The sequence below is a fragment of the Microbacterium rhizomatis genome, assembly GCF_008710745.1.
Taxonomy (GTDB): domain Bacteria; phylum Actinomycetota; class Actinomycetes; order Actinomycetales; family Microbacteriaceae; genus Microbacterium; species Microbacterium rhizomatis.
Genome location: NZ_VYSA01000003.1, coordinates 168,201 through 186,721 on the forward strand (window position 1 = coordinate 168,201; position 18,521 = coordinate 186,721).

Below are 18,521 nucleotides of genomic sequence, written 5' to 3' on the forward strand. Positions count from 1 at the left end.
ACCGTGACCACCACACTTCACCCCTCCACAGAGGCGAAGCCGTCTGCCGAGCCGGCACCGCGCCAGCCGAAGCGGATCGGCTTCAGCCAGCGTCTCAGCGCGTGGGACTTCAAGCTCGCGCCCTACCTGTACATCTCGCCGTTCTTCATCCTCTTCATCGTGATCGGGCTGTTCCCGATCGCGTACACCGCGGTCATCTCGTTCATGGACTGGGACCTCGTCCGCGGCCGCGGCACCTTCATCGGGTTCGACCAGTACATCTACGTGCTGAGCAACCCCAAGTTCTGGATCGCCCTGCGCAACACCTTCAGCATCTTCCTGCTGTCGACGATCCCGCAGCTGATCCTCGCGATCTTCATCGCCGCGATGCTCGACCAGAACATCCGCGCGAAGACCTTCTGGCGCATGGGCGTCCTCGTGCCCTACGTCATGGCCCCCGTGGCGGTGGCCCTCATCTTCAGCAACATGTTCGGTGACCAGTACGGCATCGTGAACACGTGGCTCGGCGACATCGGGCTCGGCCCGATCAAGTGGCACAGCGACGCGTTCGCCAGCCACATCGCGATCGCCACGATGGTGAACTTCCGCTGGACCGGCTACAACACGTTGATCCTCCTCGCCGCGATGCAGGCCATCCCGCGCGACTACTACGAGGCGGCGGCGATCGACGGCGCGAACAAGTTCCGCCAGTTCCTCTCGATCACGGTGCCGAGCCTGCGTCCGACGCTCATCTTCGTGATCGTCACCTCGACCATCGGCGGGCTCCAGATCTTCGACGAGCCGCGCATGTACGACCAGTACGGCACCGGCGGCGCCGATTCGCAGTGGCTCACGATCACCCTCTGGCTGTACAACATCGGCTGGGGCGAGTGGAACTTCGGCCGGGCAGCGGCCCTGGCCTGGATCCTGTTCCTGATCATCCTCGTGATCGGCGTCATCAACCTCTTCGTCACGCGCGGGCTCGTCCGTGATGAGGGCACGCGAGGGGCCCACCTCAGTCGCCGCGACCGCAGAGCGGCGGCTCGCAGGGCCCAGGAGTCCGTGGCGGCGCAGTCCAGAGAGTCGGCGCATTCCCGAGACGCGGATGCCGCAGCATCCGATCTTCGCAATCGAAACGAGGCAGCGCGATGAGCTCTGTGACCCGCGTGCCGCTGCACGTCGACGACGATCAGATCCCGGGCGAGGAGACGCGCCGCCCGCGCCGTTCCCGCCACATCAAGGGCAGTCGTCCCGGATGGTTCGTGTACGGCTCGCTCGGCGTCGTGCTCGCCGCCGCCCTCTTCCCGTTCTACTGGTCGTTCCTGATCGGCTCGGGCGACTCGTCGACCATCCGCGACCCGAACATGTCGTGGCTGCCGGGCGGCAACTTCATCGCCAACGCGCTGTCGGTCATGAACGACCCGGCCGTGAACTTCTGGCCGGCGCTGTGGAACTCGATCTACAGCTCCGCGCTCATCGCGCTCTCGGTCGTCTTCTTCTCGACCCTGGCGGGCTGGGCGTTCGCCAAGCTCCGCTTCCGCGGGAGCAGGTGGCTGCTCGTGTTCGTCGTGGCCACCATGGCCGTCCCGATGCAGCTGGGCGTGGTTCCCCTCTACATCCTGTTCAGCAATCTCGGCTGGACCGGCCAGATCGGCGCGATCATCGTGCCGGCCCTGACCAGCGCCTTCGGCGTGTTCTGGATGACGCAGTACCTCCAGCAGGCCGTACCTGACGAGCTGCTCGAAGCCGCCCGCGTCGATGGCGCGAGCGCATTCCGCACGTTCTGGACGATCGGCGTCACTGCCGCCCGACCCGCGGCGGCGATGCTCGGCCTGTTCACGTTCGTCTCGGCCTGGAACAACTTCTTCTGGCCGTTCATCGTGCTCGACCGCTCGAACCCGACCCTGCCGGTGGCGCTGTCGCTCCTGCAGTCCAACTACTTCGTGGACTATTCGATCGTGCTCGCCGGCGTTCTGCTGGCCACGATTCCTCTGCTCATCCTGTTCGTCTTCGTCGGCAAGCAGCTCGTGAGTGGGATCATGGCGGGAGCGGTGAAGGGATGACCTCGATCACCGACGCGCTCCACACCGTGACCGAAAGGACGACCCTCGTCGTGCCAGCATCCTCTCGCTCCTTCCCCGCCGGTTTCCTCTTCGGTGCGGCGACCGCCGCCTATCAGATCGAGGGCGCCGCCCACGAGGACGGGCGGCGCGATTCGATCTGGGACGCGTTCAGCCGCGTACCGGGCGCCGTCATCAACGGCGACAACGGCGATGTCGCGTGCGATCACTACCATCTGTACCGCGATGACGTCGCGCTCATGAAGAGCATGGGCCTGCAGACGTACCGGTTCTCGTCGTCCTGGTCGCGCGTGCGCCCCGATGGCGGGCCGCTCAACCCCGCAGGGCTCGACTTCTACAAGCGCCTGACCGACGAACTGCTGGATGCCGGCATCCTGCCCTGGCTCACCCTGTACCACTGGGATCTGCCCCAGGCGCTGCAGGACCGCGGCGGCTGGACGGTTCGTGAGACCGCCGACCTGTTCACGGAGTATGCCCTCGACATGCACGACGCCCTCGGCGACCGCGTGAAGGTGTGGACGACGCTGAACGAACCGTGGTGCTCGTCGTTCCTCAGCTACACCGCGGGCATCCATGCGCCGGGCCACTACAGCACGGCCGAGGGCTTGCTCGCCGCCCACCACCTCCTGCTCGGTCACGGCCAGGCGGTCAACGAGCTGCGCGCGCGCGATTCCTCCCTCGAGCTGGGCATCACGCTCAACCTCACGGTCGCCGATCCCGCCGACCCGAGCGACCCGGCAGACGCCGCCGCCGCGCGCAAGATCGACGGCCGCTTCAACCGGTGGTTCCTGGATCCGGTGTTCCGCGGTGAGTACCCCGCGGACGTCATCGACGAGATCCGAGCGGTGGATGCTGCGGCCGTCGACGCCTTCGAAGCCGCCGTGCACCCGGGCGACCTCGATGTGATCTCGACCCGGATCGATGCTCTGGGCGTGAACTACTACCACGGCGAGCTCGTGGGGGCACGGCCGCCGGCCACCCCCGCGCGCAGCGGTGACGCTCCGACCGACCGGGCCGCGGCATCCCCGTTCCCCGCGTCCGACGGGATCTACTGGTACGACCGCGGGCTCGCCCAGACCGCGATGTACTGGGATGTGCAGCCCGAGGGCCTGACCCGCCTGCTGCGGCGCGTGTCGGAGGAGTACGCGGCCGCGGTCGGCACCGTCCTGTACGTCACCGAGAACGGGGCGGCGTACGACGACGAGCTCGTCGTGGAGGCCGGGGAGAGGCGCGTTCACGACGCCGACCGCGTCGACTTCCTGCGCGGGCACCTCGGGGCGATCCTGGATGCGGTCGAGGCGGGCGTCGATGTGCGCGGGTACTTCTACTGGTCTCTTCTGGACAACTTCGAGTGGGCCTGGGGGTACGCGAAGCGGTTCGGGATCGTGCGAGTCGACTATGAGTCACAGGAGCGGACGCTGAAGGACAGCGGGCGCGAGTATCGTCGCATCATCACGGATCGGGCGCTGGATGTGAGCCCGGCCTCGACGAACTAGAGCCCTGGGGGCGGCGATGAGCACGGAGGGGCTTCAGCGCGCCATCACGATCGAAGAAGTGGCCGCCGCATCCGGCGTGTCGCGCTCGACCGTGTCGCGCGTCGTGAACGGGTCGACGGCGGTCAGCCCGAGCGCCCTGGCCGCGGTGCAGCGCGCGATCGCCGACCTCAACTACGTGCCGAATCGCGCCGCGCGGTCGCTGGCGAGCCGGCATACCCACGCCGTCGCGCTCGTCGTTCCGGAAGACACGACGAGGTTCTTCGGCGACCCCTTCTTCGCCTCTGTCGTCTCGGGGATCAACACCGGCTTGAGCCGCTCCGACTATGTGCTGAACCTCTTCATCGCAAGCGACGACCCCGGCGACAAGACGACGAGCTATGTGCGCAGCGGCAGCATCGACGGGGCGTTCATCATCTCGCACCACACGAGCGACACCTTCATCGACCGCATCGCCTCGTCGGTGCCGGTCGTCTATGGCGGCCGGCCGCTGCGTGAGCGCGAGAATGACTACTACGTCGACGTGGACAACGTCGCGGCGGCGCGGGATGCCACGGCCTACCTGATCGAGAAGGGACACCGCCGGCTCGCGACGATCACGGGGCCGCTCACGATGCCCGCCGGCATCGACCGCCTCCAGGGATTCCGCGACGCACTCCGCGCCGCCGGGCTGCGCGAGGGCGCGATCGAGGACGGCGGGTTCACGAGCGACGGCGGCGCGGACGCGATGCGCCGCATCCTCGAGCGCGGTGAGGCGCCGGATGCGGTGTTCATCGCGAGCGACCTCATGGCGCGGGGAGCCCTGTCCGTGCTCGCAGCCGCCGGGCTGCGTGTGCCCGACGACATGGCGATCGCGGGATTCGACGACTCGCCCGTCGCGACCTCGGTCACCCCTCATCTCACCACGATGCGGCAGCCGTCGTTCGAGCAGGGCGAGAAGATGGCGGGCGTGCTGCTCGACCTGCTCGCGGGCCGCGCTCCGCAGCGCGTGACGATCCTCGACACGGCGCTGATCGTCCGCGACAGCGTCTAGCCCGCCCGGCCGACGTACGACGCCAGGCTTTCGCGCCCCCGCTCCGCGGGGTGTCCTGTCGGCGAAGCTTCCCCCGCGGCGGCCTTCGGTCGCCGCTCCCGCCAGTCCCGAGCCAGCTTCGCCGGCGGGACACCCCTCTGCGCTCTCCCGGACTCCGCCGCGATCCGCCGAACCGACGTACGACGCCGGGCTTTCGCGCCCCGCTCCGCCGGGCGTCCTGTCTGCGCTCTCCCGGAGAGCGCGGGGCTTTCGCGCCCCGCTCCGCCGGGCGTCCTGTCGGCGCTCTCCCGGAGAGCGCGGAGGCCCGGCGGACCGGCGCACGACGCCGCGCTGTCGCGCGCCCGCGCCCGCGGCATCCCCGCGTCCTTACTGGGGATCGCCCCCCAGCTGACCGATCACCGGGAGCGGCCCGCCGTCGTCGGCGCCGGTCTTGCGCCAGCGGGCGATCGCATTGCCCACGTGGTAGATCAGCAGCGCTGCGGCGGCGCCGAGCACGATCGCCCCCAGCTGGAAGTCGCCCCACTGCATCGTGAAGCCCGCGATCGCGATGACGAGTGCGACGGCCCCCGTGTACTGGTTCACGGGGCGCGAGAAGTCGACGCGGTTGTCGACCCAGATCTTGATGCCGATGATGCCGATCAGTCCGTACAGGGCGGTGGTGACACCGCCGAGCACGCCGGCCGGAATCGTGTTGAACACGGCGCCGATCTTGGGCGAGAGGCTGAGCAGGATCGCCGTGGCGCCGGCCACCCAGTACGCCGCGGTCGAGTACACGCGCGTCGCGGCCATGACACCGATGTTCTCGCCGTACGTCGTCGTGCCCGACCCGCCGAACGTGCCGGCGATCGTCGTGGCGACGCCGTCGGCGATCAGCGCGCGACCCGTCTGCTTGTTGACGGATGCTCCGGTCATGGTCGCAACGCCCCGCACATGTCCGACGTTCTCGGCGATGAGCACGAGGACGACCGGAAGGAACATCGCGATGACGCTCCACGTACCGGGCGAGGCGAAGTTCGCGAGGTGGAACTCGGGGAGGCCGACCCACGGCGCGGCGTCGATCGCGGAGTAGTCGAGCTCGCCGACGATCGCGGCGAAGACGTAGCCGACGATCACCCCGAGGAAGATCGAGATCCTGCCGAGGAATCCGCGGAACAGCACGCTGAAGAGGATCACGGCGCACAGCGTGACGGTGCCGGTGACCGGCGCCTGCTGGAAGTTCGTCCACGCGACGGGCGCGAGGTTGAACCCGATGAGCGCGACGATCGAGCCGGCGACGACCGGGGGCATGAGCCTGTCGATCCATCCGAGACCTGCGAACTGCACGATGAGGCCGACGGCCACGAGGAGCACTCCGACCGCGACGATGCCGGCCAGCGCCGATCCCATGCCCTGGCTCGCGGTCGCGGCGGTCACGGGTGCGATGAACGCGAACGATGATCCGAGGTAGCTGGGCAGCCGGTTGCGCGTGATGACGAGGAACAGCAGCGTCCCGATGCCGGAGAACAGGAGGGTCGTCGAGACGGGGAATCCGGTCAGCACGGGCACGAGGAACGTCGCACCGAACATCGCGATGACGTGCTGCACGCCCACCGCGATCGTGGCGGGCCAGCTGAGCCGCTCGTCGGGGGCGACGACCTCGCCCGGCGCCACCGTCCGGCCGTTTCCGTGCAGCTTCCAGATCGGCATGGCACTCCTTCATGGGGTCTTCGCCGCGCGGAGCGCGGCATGAATCGTTGCGCTCACGATAGCGCCGAGCTCGAAGTCGCCCATGTGGCAGCGGCGCCTCGCCCCGAACCCGCCGTGTCTTGTTGAGCCGACCCCTTGTTTGAGACCAGAAGGCGGGGGGTTCGGCACGACACGGCTGGCTCGGCGCCACGCGCGGGCGCGGGGCGGGGCGGGCGTTTGCGCCCGGGGGGAATGTCCGAGAGGGTGGGACGGGAGCGCTCCCGCCGTTGAGAGGTGCGCGAGTCCGCCGGACGATGCAACGACGCGATGGAGATGATGTGACCGACAGCCTGCCGCGCCACCAGCCGGCACCCGCCCCCGTAGGGGGCGCCGCGACGGTGCCGACACCCGCGCCGACACCCGCGCCGACGATCGATTCCCCGGCGCCCGACGCAGCCCTGCAGCTCGAAGGCCTCGTCAAGCGCTTCGGCGACAAGGTGGCGGTCGACGGCATCTCCCTCACCGTCCCCTCGGGTTCGTTCTACGGCCTGGTCGGGCCCAACGGCGCGGGCAAGACGACCTCGCTGTCGATGGCGACGGGGCTGCTGATGCCCGATGCGGGCCGCGCGATCATCCACGGCGTGGATGTCTGGCGCGAGCCGGTGAAGGCCAAGGCGATGCTCGGCAATCTGGCCGACGGAGTCAAGCTCTTCGACCGGCTCACCGGCGAGCAGCTCGTCACCTACAACGGCCTCCTGTTCGGAATCTCGCACGACGAGATCGCGCGCCGCACCGCCGACCTGCTCGCGCTCATGGACATGACCGCCGCCGCAGGCACGCTCGTCGTGGACTACTCCGCCGGCATGACCAAGAAGATCGCCCTCGCGTGCGCGCTCGTGCACGCCCCCCGCGTTCTCGTGCTCGACGAGCCTTTCGAGTCCGTGGATCCGGTCTCGGCCGCCAACATCCAGGACGTCCTGACGGGCTATGTCGGCAGCGGCGGAACGGTCATCGTCTCGAGCCACTCGATGGATCTCGTGCAGCGCCTGTGCGATCACGTCGCCGTGATCTCGGCGGGACGCCTGCTCGTCGCGGGCACCGTCGACGAGGTGCGCGCCGGCGAGTCGCTGCAGGACCGCTTCGTCGACCTCGTCGGGGGTCGCCGCCACTCGGAGGGCCCGGAATGGTTGCGACGCTCCTGAGGCTGCGGTTCCGCGTGCTGGGCAACCAGCTCGCGCGGAGCCCTTGGCAGCTCGTCGGATTCCTGTTCGGCGTGCTGTACGGCCTCGGGGTGCTCGCCGCCGCCGTCATCGGCCTCTTCTTCCTCGGTTCCGCGCCCCAACAGGTGGCGGCGAGCGTGATCGTCGGTGTCGGGAGCCTCGTCACGATCGGCTGGGTCGTGGGTCCCCTCGTCGCGTTCGGAGTCGACACCACCCTCGACCCCGAGCACCTCGTGGTGTTCCCGATGTCGCTGCGCCGCATGATGGTGGCGCTCACGCTCGCGGGGGTCTGCGGCATCCCGGGCATCGTGACCTCCGTCGCTGCGCTCGCCACCCTCGTGACGTGGGTGCACTGGCCGGCGGCCGCCGCGACGGCGATCGTCGCGATCCCGGTCGCCGTGCTGACCGCCGTCATCGCGTCGCGGACGATGGCATCGCTCGCCTCCGGCACGGGAGGTAATCGGCGGCTGCGCGAAGCATCCGGCATCCTCGTCTTCATCCCGCTGATCCTCGCGGGCCCGATCATCGCGGGCATCGCCACCGGATTCGCGCTCAACCTCGACACGCTCGGCGTCGTGGTCCGTGTGCTCGGCTGGACCCCCGTCGGGGCGGCATGGTCGGTACCCGCCGATGCGGCGGCCGGTGACTGGGTCGCGGCGCTCGCGAAGCTCGTCATCGCGCTCGCGACGCTGGGTCTGCTCTGGATGCTGTGGGGCTGGTCGCTGCGCAGTGCACTGGCGCGCCCGCGCCAGCAGTCCGCAGCGAAAGTACGGCCCGGTCGCATCGGCTGGTTCGGCCGAGTTCCCGCGACGCCCGCCGGCGCCGTGTTCGCGCGCTCGCTGACCTACTGGATCCGCGACCCGCGGTATCTGCGGCAGCTGATCGGCGTGCCGCTCGTGCCCGTTCTGCTCTGGTTCTACCTGCGCAACGGCGACGTGGCCGCCGGGCTTGCCTTCTCAGCCCCGCTGATCGCGCTCGTGGTCGGCATCATCCTGTACTCCGACATCTCCTACGACGGCACCGCGTTCGCCTCCGAGCTCGCCACCGGAGCACCGGGGCGCGCCGACCGCAGCGGCCGGATCCTCGCGGCCGCGGTCATCGCGGTTCCCCTCGTGGTGATCGCCGCCGTCCTGCCGTTCGCGTTCTCGGGTCAGTGGGCGCAGTTCCCCGGCATCCTCGGCATGTCGCTCGGCATCCTGCTCACCTCCTACGGGGTCTGTGCGGTCACATCGGCGCAGCTCGTCATCCCGGTCGCGGGCTCGGGCGACAACCCGTTCAAGCGCGTGCCGGGAACGACATTCCTGCAGGGGATGTCGTTCCTCCTGATCTGGCTCATCGCGATCGGCCTGTCGTCGCCGTCGATCGTGATCGGCCTGATCGCGTTCTTCACCGGCAACGCGGCACTCAGCCTGATCGGCGGGGCGATCGGCGTCGTCCTCGGTGTCGTCTTCGTCATCATCGGCATCCGGGTGGGCGGACGGATGCTGGACCGCACCGGCCCGCTCCTCCTGAGCCGCCTGAAGGCGATGAAGAACGCCTGACCGGGGCATCCGAACAGCCTCGGAGATCTGCACAGCCTCGGAGATCTGCACAGCCTCGGAGATCTGCACAGCCTCGGAGATCTGCACAACCTCGGAGATCTGCACAGCCTCGGAGCGACGCGCCGCGAGGCGCGCCGCAGAACAGCAGACCTCCGAAGAACGGCAGGCGACAGCCTCGGGGATCTGCACATCCTCGGGGATCTGCACAACCTCGGAGATCTGCACAGCCTCGGAGCGACGCGCCGCGAGGCGCTCCGCAGAACAGCAGACCTCCGAAGAACGGCAGGCGACAGCCTGGTCAGGCCGCGGTGAGTCGCTCGAGCAGCTCGCGGTAGCGGGCGGCAGTACGCTCCACGATCTCGGGCGGCAGTGGGGGCGGCGTGCCCTCCTTGTCCCAGTGGGCGGCGAGCCAGTCGCGCACGATCTGCTTGTCGAAGCTCGCCATGCGCTCGGCCGGGGTCGTGCCCGCTGCCCAGGCCGCAGCATCCCAGTATCGCGACGAGTCGCTCGTGAGCACCTCGTCCGCGAGGGTGAGCGTGCCGTGCCCGTCGGCTCCGAACTCGAACTTCGTGTCCGCGAGGATCAGGCCGTGCCTCTCGGCGAGGGCCGCGGCACGGCGGTAGATCTCGAGCGAGGCGTCGCGGAGGGCGGCCGCGGCATCCGCGCCGACGAGCGCCACCGTGCGCTCGTACGAGATGTTCTCGTCGTGCTCGCCCATGGGCGCCTTGTAGGCCGGGGTGTAGAGGGGCTCGGGCAGGCGGTCGCCGTCGCCGAGTCCTGCCGGCAGGGCGATGCCGCACACCGTGCCGCTCACCTGGTACTCGGCCCAGCCCGACCCCGTGAGGTACCCCCGGACGACGCATTCGATCGGGTACATCTGCAGACTCCGCACGAGCATCGCCCTGCCGATCACCTCGGCCGGGATCAGCTCCCGCACCGTATCGTCGGCGCTGAGCTCGTGATCGGCCACGAGATGGTTCGGGATGCTCCGCCCCCCGTCCGCGCCCGCCAGCTGGTCGAACCACCACAGGCTGAGGGTCGTGAGCAGCTCGCCCTTGCCGGGGATGCCGGGCTCCAGCACGTGGTCGAACGCGCTGACGCGGTCGCTCGCCACCACGAGCATCCGGTCGGCGTTCGCCGCAGGGTCGGGTACATAGAGATCACGCACCTTGCCCGAGTAGACGTGCCGCCAGCCGGGGAGATCGAGGGGGGTGCTCACCCGCCCATTATCGCGTGGAGCGACTCAGGGGGTGATCTCGTCGACGTAGGCGAACGCCTCGGCGATGAGCGGTGCCCACTGCTCGTGGTCGGCGCGAGCGACGCTGAGCCACTCGCGCATCTCGCGCTCGCGCATCACCATGCGCGCGGCGACGCCCTCGGCGACGATCTCGTCGGCGCGGCTCTGCGGGACCTTGACGACGAGCCCGCCGCGGAAGTCGAGGAAGGCGAAGATCTTGCCGCGCACGCGCAGGCCCTCGCTGCCGAACATCGGGCCGATGTCGACCTCGGGGCGCGTCAGATAGTCGTCGGCGATCGGATCGAAGATCGCGTGGGCTCGGGCCAGGCCTTCCTCGTCCTTCATGCACACACGGTAGCCGCCGACCCGGACATCCGGAAGGACCGATGGGACAGGAGGTGCCCCGAGCCGTCCTTCGCGTCTCGTTCCGCACCAAAACTCCTTCGAGAAGTCCGGCCTCAGATGGGCTATAGTCCATATGGACTAACCCATATCGAACACTCTCGGGACGCACCTCATGAAAGACGCCGTCGACCGGCTCACGCCGCTGGGGCTCATGGTTCTCGCGCTGCTGCGCGAGGACGACATGCACCCCTACGAGATGATGCGGCTCATGCGTCAGCGGCACGACGACCGCCTCGTGACCATCACGAACGGCACGCTGTACCACACGGTCGGGCGCCTCGTCCGGGCCGGGCTCCTCGTCGAGGTCGGTGTCGATCGCGAGGGCAACCGCCCCGAGCGCACGACCTACTCGCTCACGGCCGACGGGCGCGATGCCGTTGAAGAGTGGGTGCGTCGCGAGCTGCCGCGCACGGACCATCCTGCGGAATTCCGCATCGCGCTTGCAGAGGCGCACAACCTCGACCGCACCGAGGTCATCGACCTCCTCCACGAACGCCGGTCCAACCTCACCGGCGAGCACCTCATCCACAGCGGCGGCCGTAGCAAGGCGCTGGAACGCGGAGTCCCCGAGCAGTTCCTGCTCGAGGTCGAGCGGACCGAGATCCTGCTCGAGGTCGAGCTCCGCTGGACGGACGCCCTGATCACCCGCCTCGAACAACACGTCTTCCCCTGGGGAGCGGACGAACTCTTCCCGCTCTCCGAGCGTTACCTCACCGATCGAAAGGCCGCACGGCAATGACCGATGCATCGACAAGCTCCGCAACCGAAGGACGGCGGGCCGCAGCATCCGCCGCCCGCGACAAGAAGACGAGCGAGCGCAATCCGTGGCCGGCCCTGTGGGCGCTGGTCATCGGATTCTTCATGATCCTCGTCGACACCACGATCGTCTCGGTCGCCAACCCTGCCATCAAAGCGGCACTCGACCCTGCGACCAACAACCTCGACAACGTCGTGTGGGTGACCTCGGCCTACCTGCTCGCCTATGCGGTGCCGCTGCTGGTCACCGGCCGCCTCGGCGACCGCTTCGGTCCGAAGAACATCTACCTCATCGGGCTCACGGTCTTCACGCTGGCATCGCTGTGGTGCGGGTTCTCGACGACGCTCGGGATGCTGGTGGCCGCCCGAGCGGTGCAGGGCATCGGCGCCGCGCTCCTGGCCCCGCAGACGATGGCGATCATCACCCGCACGTTCCCGCCGAACCGCCGCGGTGCGGCCATGGGCCTGTGGGGCGCGACCGCCGGTGTGGCGACCCTCGTCGGCCCCCTCGCGGGCGGCCTGCTCGTGGACGGGTTCGGCTGGGAGTGGATCTTCTTCATCAACATCCCGGTCGGGATCATCGGCTTCGTGCTGGCTTGGATCTTCGTGCCCAAGCTCGAGACGCACGCGCACACGTTCGACATCCCGGGCGTCCTCCTGAGCGGTGCGGCCCTGTTCCTCATCGTGTTCGGCCTCCAGGAGGGCGAGACATACGACTGGGGCGTGATCTGGGGCCCGATCACGGTCTGGAGCATGATCGTCACCGGCATCGTGCTGCTGGTGCTGTTCATCTGGCTGCAGAGCCGCACCAAGCGCGAACCGCTCGTTCCGCTCGTGCTGTTCCGTGACCGTAACTTCTCGGTGTCCAACATCGGGATCTCGGTGGTGGGATTCGCGGTCACCAGCATGTCGCTTCCCCTGATGTTCTTCATCCAGCTCGCCCGGGGCCTCACGCCCACCGAGTCGGCGCTCCTGCTGATTCCGATGGCCGTGCTCACGGGGGTGCTCTCGCCGCTCAGCGGCCGGCTGCTGGACCGCGTCGATGCCAGGGTGATCCTGGTGCCCGGTCTCGTGCTCTACGCCGCCTCGCTCGTCTGGTACTCGGCGCTGATGAACGCATCCACGCCGATCTGGATGTTCCTGCTGCCGTCGGCGCTGATGGGCGTTGCGAGCGCCGGAATGTGGGGCCCCCTGGCGACCACGGCGAACCGCAACCTGCCCGTGCAGCTCGCCGGCGCCGGGTCGGGCATCTACAACACGACGCGCACGGTCGGGTCGGTGATCGGCTCTGCCGCGATCGCCGCCTTCATGCAGTCGCGCTTGAACGCGAACCTGCCCGGAGCCGACACGGCATCGGGCGGATTCGGCGGCGGGCAGCTCCCGCCGCAGGTCGTGGACGGATTCTCGCAGGCCATGGCGCAGACGCTGCTGCTGCCCGCTGCGGCGATGGTGGTCGCGATCGTCGCGGTTCTCTTCCTGCGCCCGACCCGGGCGTCTGCGAACACGGAGTGGAAGGCGTCCGCGGACGCGCAGTAGCTGCACATCCGCCCCCCCGCCCTCGCCGCCCCCCGCCCCCGCGCCGATAGCCACCGCCGAACCGCCCCCCTGCGCCCATCAACCCCGTCCCGCGCGCGGAGCAACGGGTGGGCTCGGCGGGAGGGGGGCGGCGCGGGATCAGCGCGCCGCGGCGTCAGCGCGCCGCGGTCGTCGCGCCGGCGCGGACCTCGGTCACGACGTCGAGGATCGCCTCGGCGACCAACGCGGGTTGCGTGTGGTGCACGTTGTGGCCGCTGTGCGTCTCGGTGATGTGCACCGCTCCTTCCACCAGGTCCGCCTGATCGGCCTGGCTCCGCGCCTGAGCGGCATCGAGCACGGAGCCGAAATCGTCGGGCACGTCGGCACCGATCGCTCCCGACGCCTTGAGCGCGGGGAAGGTCGGCCCGATCGGCGCGTCCGCCGAGATCACGATCAGCGGCATCTGATGAATCGGCGGTGCGCTCTCCAGCTCGTCGAAGCTGGCGTCGGGTGAGATCCATTCGAGCGCCGGATACTCGGCGATCGATGAGTCGATCTCGCCGCGCAGCAGCGGCTTCTGGACGGCCCACTGCTCGGGAGTCATGTGGGTGCGCAGGCCGTCGGACAGAGCATCCACCAAGACCATCCCGGAGACCTCGTCCGGGTGCAGCGAGGCGAGCAGCCTGCCGGCCAGTCCGCCCGCCGAGTGCGCCGCGATGACCACGGGACCTTCGATCCCGGCGGCGCCGAGGAGGGCGTGCAGATCGTCGGCCATCTCGAGCGCCGTCACCGGCTGGGGGACGGGGTCGCTGCGGCTCGGAGCGTCTCCGACGGGCGTGCCGGGCCGGTCGTACGCGCACACCCGCGTGTGGTCGCCCACGAGCGACCAGACCGATGGAGAGGTCACGCCCGGATCCACGATCTTCCAGTCGTCGGCCGATCCGCGCTGGCCCGAGATCAGGACGATCGTCGGCGAGCCGGTCCCGTGGCACTCGAGGTACATCATGCGGCCGCCGCCGACATCGAACCGTCCCGCCACATCGGCGTCAGGAGTCGCGAGGGGCCTCGACGGGCTTGCCGCCGTGCACGCGGAGAGCGCTGCGGCGGTCGCGACGGCCGCGACCAGGACGAGTCCGCGCAGCCGCACTCGACTCGTTCGCGTCATCCCGTCACCTCCGTGGTCTGCGGCCCCGCGTCGCTCAGTCGCCCGCTACTCGCGCGGCGATGTCGGTGCGGAACTGGCCCCCCTCGAGGTGGATCTCGCCGAGGGCCCGGTAGGCCCGCTCGCGCGCAGCGCCGAACGAATCCGCCGTCGCCACAACGCTCAGCACTCGGCCGCCGGTCGCCACGAGACCGCCGGCGCCGCGCGCGGTCGCCGCGTGCGCGATGTGGACTCCGTCGACGGATGCCGCAGCATCCAGCCCTTCGATCGCGCGGCCTGTGAGCGGGGCCTCGGGGTAGCCTTCGCTCGCCAGCACGACCGTGATGGCGGCGGCGTCCGAGAACGCGGGCTTCGTCTGGTCCTCCAGGGTGCCGGCCGCCGCCGCGAGCAGCAGCGCGGAGAGCGGGTCGACCAGGCGCGGCAGCACGACCTGGGTCTCGGGGTCGCCGAACCGTGCGTTGAACTCGATGACCTTGACGCCGTCTTCGGTGAGGATCAGGCCGGCGTAGAGCAGCCCGATGAAAGGAGTGCCTTCGGCATCGAGCTGACGGATGACCGGCTCGGCGATCCCGCGGGTGACGAGGTCGACGAACTCGGTCTCACTGCCGTACCGATCGGCGAGCCAGGGGAGCGGCGAGTACGCGCCCATGCCGCCGGTGTTGGGCCCGGCGTCGCCTTCTCGCAGGCGCTTGAAGTCCCGCGCCGGACTCAGCGGAAGCACGTGGTCGCCGTCGCTGAGGAAGAAGAGCGACACCTCGGGGCCGGAGAGGAACTCCTCGATGAGTATCGTCCCGTCCGCGAGGTACGCGTCGGCGTGGGCGAGGGCCGCGGCACGGTCGGAGGTGACGATGACGCCTTTGCCGGCGGCGAGTCCGTCCGCCTTCACGACGTAGGGTGCGCCGAGCTCGTCGAGGGCGGCATCGACCTCGGCCCGGGTGTGGGCGCGGAGAGCCCGGCCGGTCGGCACCCCCGCGGCATCCATGATCCGCTTCGCGAACGACTTCGATCCCTCGAGCTGCGCCGCCGCCTTGCCCGGCCCGAAGACGGGGATGCCCCGGGCCCGCAGGACGTCCGCGACGCCCGCGACGAGCGGGGCCTCGGGGCCGATGACGACGAGGTCGATCGCCTCGTCCTGAGCGAAGCTCTCGACGGCGGCCGGATCGTTCGGATCGAGCACGACGAGCGTGGCGTCGTGGGCGATGCCGGCATTGCCCGGGGCGGCGAACAGCTCGTGCCCGACATGCTCGGATCGCAGCGCGAGGATGATGGCGTGCTCGCGCGCGCCCGAGCCGAGGACGAGGATTCTCACCCGGTCAGCCTATCCGGGCGCGTTTCGAGTCTCCCGGTGCGTGGTGCACAACGCAGGACCGATCGCCCGGAACGGGCCGGATCGGCCGAGAATCGCCGCACCGCGGGTGGGTGATCCTGCGTTGTGCATCGGACGGGGGGCGAAACGCAAGGCGTACGGTGAGGGGATGGCGCGCAAGATCTCGACGGACGAAGGTCGCGACGCGCTCGCCGCGGTGCAGGTGGCCGTCCAGCAGGCGGGGGCGACAGCATCCGCGAAGCCCGCCCGCACCGATCTCGCGACGGCGGTGCGATATCTGCTGCAGCTGCTGGCCGAGAAGGCGCCGGGGCACTCTGTCGAGGTGCGTGTGCCGCCGTTCGGCGCCGTACAGGTCATCGAGGGCCCGCGGCACACGCGCGGGACCCCGCCGAACGTCACCGAGACCGACGCGCTGACGTGGATAGCGCTCGCAACCGGGCAAGAGCAGTGGGCGGATGCGGCAGCCGCAGGCCGCATCCTCGCCTCCGGCACCCGGGCCGACATCTCCGGCCTCCTCCCCCTTCGCCCGTAGCCGCGACGGCCGCGCCCGACGGTGAGACAATGGAGCCATGGCCGATCAGGTGCAGTCCGGAGCAGAGGCGGATGCGGGAGCCCCCGTCACCTCCACCGTCGTCGACGCGGAGCTCGTCACGGTGCGCCGCTCGCCCAAGTACTCCGTGTTCCTCATCTTCGGTGCAGCGCTGGGCGTGCTCGTCGCCTTGATCCTGACTTTCGCATTCCACGGCACCGACGGCCAGAGCCCCAACACCGCGATCGTCTACTCGCAGTCGCAGGTGTTCGGCTTCCTCGCGCTGGTCGGCGCGGGCGTGGGCGTGCTCGTGGGCGGGGTCACCGCCCTCATCCTCGATCGTGCCCTCGCCCGCCGTACGCGCCGGATCGCCGCCGACCGCGAGCACACCATCGTCCTCTGACTCCGGGCCCCTTCGCCGAGCCTGCCGTGTCGTGCCGAACCGGCTCGATCTCGACGTCGGCAACCGGCCCGCTCGGCGCGACACGGCAGGCTCGCGGGGGCTGAGAGGGGCTGAGAGGGGCTACGCGAGCTCGGCGATGATCGGGTGGATGGCCGCGTCGAACGCGACGACATCGCCGCGCAGGCCGTCGGTGACCGCGATCGTGAGCGACCCGATCCACCACACTCCGCGCTGGGTCAGGGGCAGCACCTGCACGTTCAGCTCGAACGAGTGCGCCCGCCGGCCGACCTGCCTCTCGTGCTCGGCGATCGCGCTGGCGTACGCGCGATACGACACACCCGGCTTGGCCGTGGCATCCTTCCGATACCTCTCGTACGCCGACTGCGAGAACGCCAGCGCGCCCGCCGCGTGCGGTTCGATCGCCGCCCGCAGCTCGGCCGATCCGTCTGCGGGCAGGGCGATGAGCGTCTCGAATCCGTCGACCAGGTCGAGTGGCACCGGCGAAGGGTGCGCCTGCGGCTCGACGGTCATGGCCCAGTACTCGCGCCACTGCCGCTCCAGCAGGGCCTGGTCGGTCTCGCTCCGGTCGTTCACGCGAGGAGGGATGCCGCGCAGCTGGGGCAGCTCGTCGGGTGAGCGGATTCCGAGCACCTGGCGCAGGTAGAGCGCGAGGAGTACCGGGCGACCCGCATCCTCGCGGATCACCCACTCCGGAGACCCCGTCCCGCCCATGCGCCTCATTGTACGGCCGGGGCACCCGCGCGGACCCGGGTCTCGCTCCGCCGCGCACGAAGACAGGCGAAATCGCCGAGACAGGGCGGATCAGCGCCGATTCGTCCTGCCGCAGTGCGTTCTCCTGCCTCCGTGCGGTGAGCGCCGTGCGGTGAGCGCCGTGCGGTGAGCGCCGTGCGGTGAGCGCCGTGCGGTGAGCGCCGTGCGGTGAGCGCCGTGCGGTGAGCGCCGTCCGGCTCCGGCCCGGCGTCCGGCCCCGCCGCCCGCCGGTAGGCTGAGCGGGTGGCCTCCGCATCCACCAATCCCTACACCGAGGCCGGCGTCGATACGGCTGCCGGTGACCTCGCCGTCGAACTGATGAAGTCGGCCGTCCGCCGCACTCACGGCCCCGAGGTGCTCGGTGGCGTGGGCGGATTCGCGGGCCTCTTCGACGCCAGCGCGCTGCGCGGCTACCGCCGGCCGCTCCTGGCGACCAGCACCGATGGCGTGGGCACCAAGGTCGCGATCGCCCAGGCGATCGACAAGCACGACACGATCGGCATCGACCTCGTCGGCATGGTGGTCGACGACATCGCCGTCGTGGGCGCGAAGCCCCTCTTCATGACCGACTACATCGCGTGCGGCAAGGTGTACCCCGAGCGGATCGCCGACATCGTCGCCGGCATCGCGCGCGGCTGCGCCCAGACCGGCACGGCCCTGGTCGGTGGCGAGACCGCCGAGCATCCCGGCCTTCTCGGCCTGGGCGACTACGACGTCGCCGGTGCGGCGACCGGCGTCGTCGAAGCGGATCGGATGCTGGGCGCACAGCACGTCCGCGAGAACGACGTCGTCCTGGCCCTCGCCTCGAGCGGCCTGCACTCGAACGGTTACTCTCTCGTCCGGCACATCGTGGCGGGAGCGGGCATCGGCTACGGCGATCGCGCGCCCGACCTCGGCACCCACGGCACGACGTGGGGCGAGGCGCTCCTCGAACCCACGCGGCTCTATACCGCCGAGCTCCTGCGCCTGATCGCGACGCTCGACGGCGACCTCGACGGCGACCTCGACGGCGATGAGCGCGGCGTGCACGCCCTCAGCCACGTGACCGGCGGCGGGATCGCAGCCAACCTCGCACGGGTTCTCCCTCAGCAGACGTGGGTGCAGGTCGACCGGTCGACGTGGTCGCCGCCCCCCGTGTTCCGCGTCCTCGCCGACCTCGGCGGACTCGACCTGGCCAGCACCGAGGGCACGTGGAACCTCGGCGTCGGCTTCATCGCCGTCGTCTCGCCCGCGGTGGCCGATGCGGCGGTCACCGCGCTCGCCGCGGATGGCATCGACGCGTGGCAGGTGGGCACCGTGCAGGGCGGGGATCGGCCGGCAGAAGACTTCGAACAGGGCGCGAAGGGTGTCGACGGTGGAGCCGTCCGGCTCGTCGGCGCCTACGCGGACGGGAGCTAGACGCAA

17 protein-coding genes are annotated in these 18,521 nt (G+C 70.0%); 11 read left to right on the plus strand and 6 right to left on the minus strand.

Going from position 1 to position 18,521, the window contains the following annotated elements; translation table 11 throughout:
• The first annotated feature begins 3 nt into the window (after positions 1–3).
• Genes F6B43_RS14735 through F6B43_RS14750 form a run of 4 tightly spaced genes read left to right on the plus strand, consistent with a single transcriptional unit; the run spans position 4 to position 4,586 of the window.
• The gene (locus F6B43_RS14735) at positions 4–1,131 is read left to right on the plus strand and encodes a carbohydrate ABC transporter permease (protein ID WP_425486850.1); all 1,128 of its coding nucleotides are present in this window, start codon (positions 4–6) and stop codon (positions 1,129–1,131) included.
• A complete protein-coding gene (locus F6B43_RS14740) occupies positions 1,128–2,042 on the plus strand; it encodes a carbohydrate ABC transporter permease (protein WP_150449748.1) in 915 nt (304 codons plus the stop codon). The genes F6B43_RS14735 and F6B43_RS14740 overlap by 4 nt, the downstream gene beginning before the upstream one ends.
• Positions 2,039–3,556, plus strand: a complete 1,518-nt coding sequence (locus tag F6B43_RS14745) for a GH1 family beta-glucosidase (protein ID WP_211368155.1) — start codon at positions 2,039–2,041, stop codon at positions 3,554–3,556. Before F6B43_RS14740 ends, F6B43_RS14745 begins: the two co-directional genes overlap by 4 nt.
• A 16-nt stretch (positions 3,557–3,572) precedes the next feature.
• Positions 3,573–4,586, plus strand: a complete 1,014-nt coding sequence (locus tag F6B43_RS14750; protein ID WP_150449749.1) for a LacI family DNA-binding transcriptional regulator — start codon at positions 3,573–3,575, stop codon at positions 4,584–4,586.
• Between the two features lie 366 nt (positions 4,587–4,952).
• On the opposite strand, the gene F6B43_RS14755 is transcribed toward F6B43_RS14750, so the two are convergent.
• A complete protein-coding gene (locus tag F6B43_RS14755) occupies positions 4,953–6,272 on the minus strand; it encodes a uracil-xanthine permease family protein (RefSeq protein WP_150449750.1) in 1,320 nt (439 codons plus the stop codon).
• A 293-nt stretch (positions 6,273–6,565) separates the two neighbouring features.
• Between F6B43_RS14755 and F6B43_RS14760 the strand changes: the two genes are divergently transcribed.
• Positions 6,566–7,453: an ABC transporter ATP-binding protein gene (locus F6B43_RS14760; RefSeq protein ID WP_150449751.1), complete on the plus strand. Its 888-nt coding sequence runs from the start codon at positions 6,566–6,568 to the stop codon at positions 7,451–7,453.
• Complete coding sequence (locus F6B43_RS14765) at positions 7,435–9,012, plus strand: hypothetical protein (protein ID WP_150449752.1); 1,578 nt, start codon at positions 7,435–7,437, stop codon at positions 9,010–9,012. Before F6B43_RS14760 ends, F6B43_RS14765 begins: the two co-directional genes overlap by 19 nt.
• Positions 9,013–9,310: 298 nt before the next feature.
• Here the strand turns inward: F6B43_RS14765 and F6B43_RS14770 are convergent, their stop codons facing one another.
• Together F6B43_RS14770 and F6B43_RS14775 are read right to left on the minus strand one after the other, a co-directional pair.
• Positions 9,311–10,231: a phosphoribosylaminoimidazolesuccinocarboxamide synthase gene (locus F6B43_RS14770; RefSeq protein WP_150449753.1), complete on the minus strand. Its 921-nt coding sequence runs from the start codon at positions 10,229–10,231 to the stop codon at positions 9,311–9,313.
• Between the two features lie 24 nt (positions 10,232–10,255).
• Positions 10,256–10,594: an MmcQ/YjbR family DNA-binding protein gene (locus F6B43_RS14775; RefSeq protein WP_150449754.1), complete on the minus strand. Its 339-nt coding sequence runs from the start codon at positions 10,592–10,594 to the stop codon at positions 10,256–10,258.
• Positions 10,595–10,766: 172 nt separating this feature from the next.
• On the opposite strand from F6B43_RS14775, the gene F6B43_RS14780 reads away from it, so the two are divergent.
• Both F6B43_RS14780 and F6B43_RS14785 read left to right on the plus strand, forming a co-directional pair.
• Positions 10,767–11,393 carry a PadR family transcriptional regulator gene (locus F6B43_RS14780; protein ID WP_150449755.1) on the plus strand — a complete coding sequence of 209 codons (627 nt, stop codon included), beginning with the start codon at positions 10,767–10,769 and terminating at the stop codon, positions 11,391–11,393.
• 122 nt (positions 11,394–11,515) lie between these two features.
• Positions 11,516–12,946 carry a DHA2 family efflux MFS transporter permease subunit gene (locus F6B43_RS14785; RefSeq protein ID WP_246160003.1) on the plus strand — a complete coding sequence of 477 codons (1,431 nt, stop codon included), beginning with the start codon at positions 11,516–11,518 and terminating at the stop codon, positions 12,944–12,946.
• Positions 12,947–13,100: 154 nt separating this feature from the next.
• Here the strand turns inward: F6B43_RS14785 and F6B43_RS14790 are convergent, their stop codons facing one another.
• Together F6B43_RS14790 and purD are read right to left on the minus strand one after the other, a co-directional pair.
• Positions 13,101–14,090, minus strand: a complete 990-nt coding sequence (locus F6B43_RS14790; protein ID WP_150449757.1) for an alpha/beta fold hydrolase — start codon at positions 14,088–14,090, stop codon at positions 13,101–13,103.
• 34 nt (positions 14,091–14,124) lie between these two features.
• The gene (gene purD / locus F6B43_RS14795; RefSeq protein WP_150449758.1) at positions 14,125–15,396 is read right to left on the minus strand and encodes a phosphoribosylamine--glycine ligase; all 1,272 of its coding nucleotides are present in this window, start codon (positions 15,394–15,396) and stop codon (positions 14,125–14,127) included.
• Between the two features lie 166 nt (positions 15,397–15,562).
• Between purD and F6B43_RS14800 the strand changes: the two genes are divergently transcribed.
• Both F6B43_RS14800 and F6B43_RS14805 read left to right on the plus strand, forming a co-directional pair.
• Positions 15,563–15,946, plus strand: coding sequence for a sterol carrier family protein (locus tag F6B43_RS14800; RefSeq protein WP_150449759.1), 384 nt, complete (start codon positions 15,563–15,565; stop codon positions 15,944–15,946).
• 37 nt (positions 15,947–15,983) lie between these two features.
• Positions 15,984–16,346 (plus strand): potassium transporter Trk, encoded by a 363-nt coding sequence (locus F6B43_RS14805; protein WP_246159984.1) that lies wholly within the window; start codon positions 15,984–15,986, stop codon positions 16,344–16,346.
• Positions 16,347–16,466: 120 nt separating this feature from the next.
• On the opposite strand, the gene F6B43_RS14810 is transcribed toward F6B43_RS14805, so the two are convergent.
• Positions 16,467–17,078, minus strand: coding sequence for a zinc-binding alcohol dehydrogenase (locus F6B43_RS14810; protein ID WP_150449760.1), 612 nt, complete (start codon positions 17,076–17,078; stop codon positions 16,467–16,469).
• 282 nt (positions 17,079–17,360) lie between these two features.
• On the opposite strand from F6B43_RS14810, the gene purM reads away from it, so the two are divergent.
• The gene (gene purM, locus F6B43_RS14820) at positions 17,361–18,515 is read left to right on the plus strand and encodes a phosphoribosylformylglycinamidine cyclo-ligase (RefSeq protein ID WP_150449761.1); all 1,155 of its coding nucleotides are present in this window, start codon (positions 17,361–17,363) and stop codon (positions 18,513–18,515) included.
• Positions 18,516–18,521: the final 6 nt, after the last annotated feature.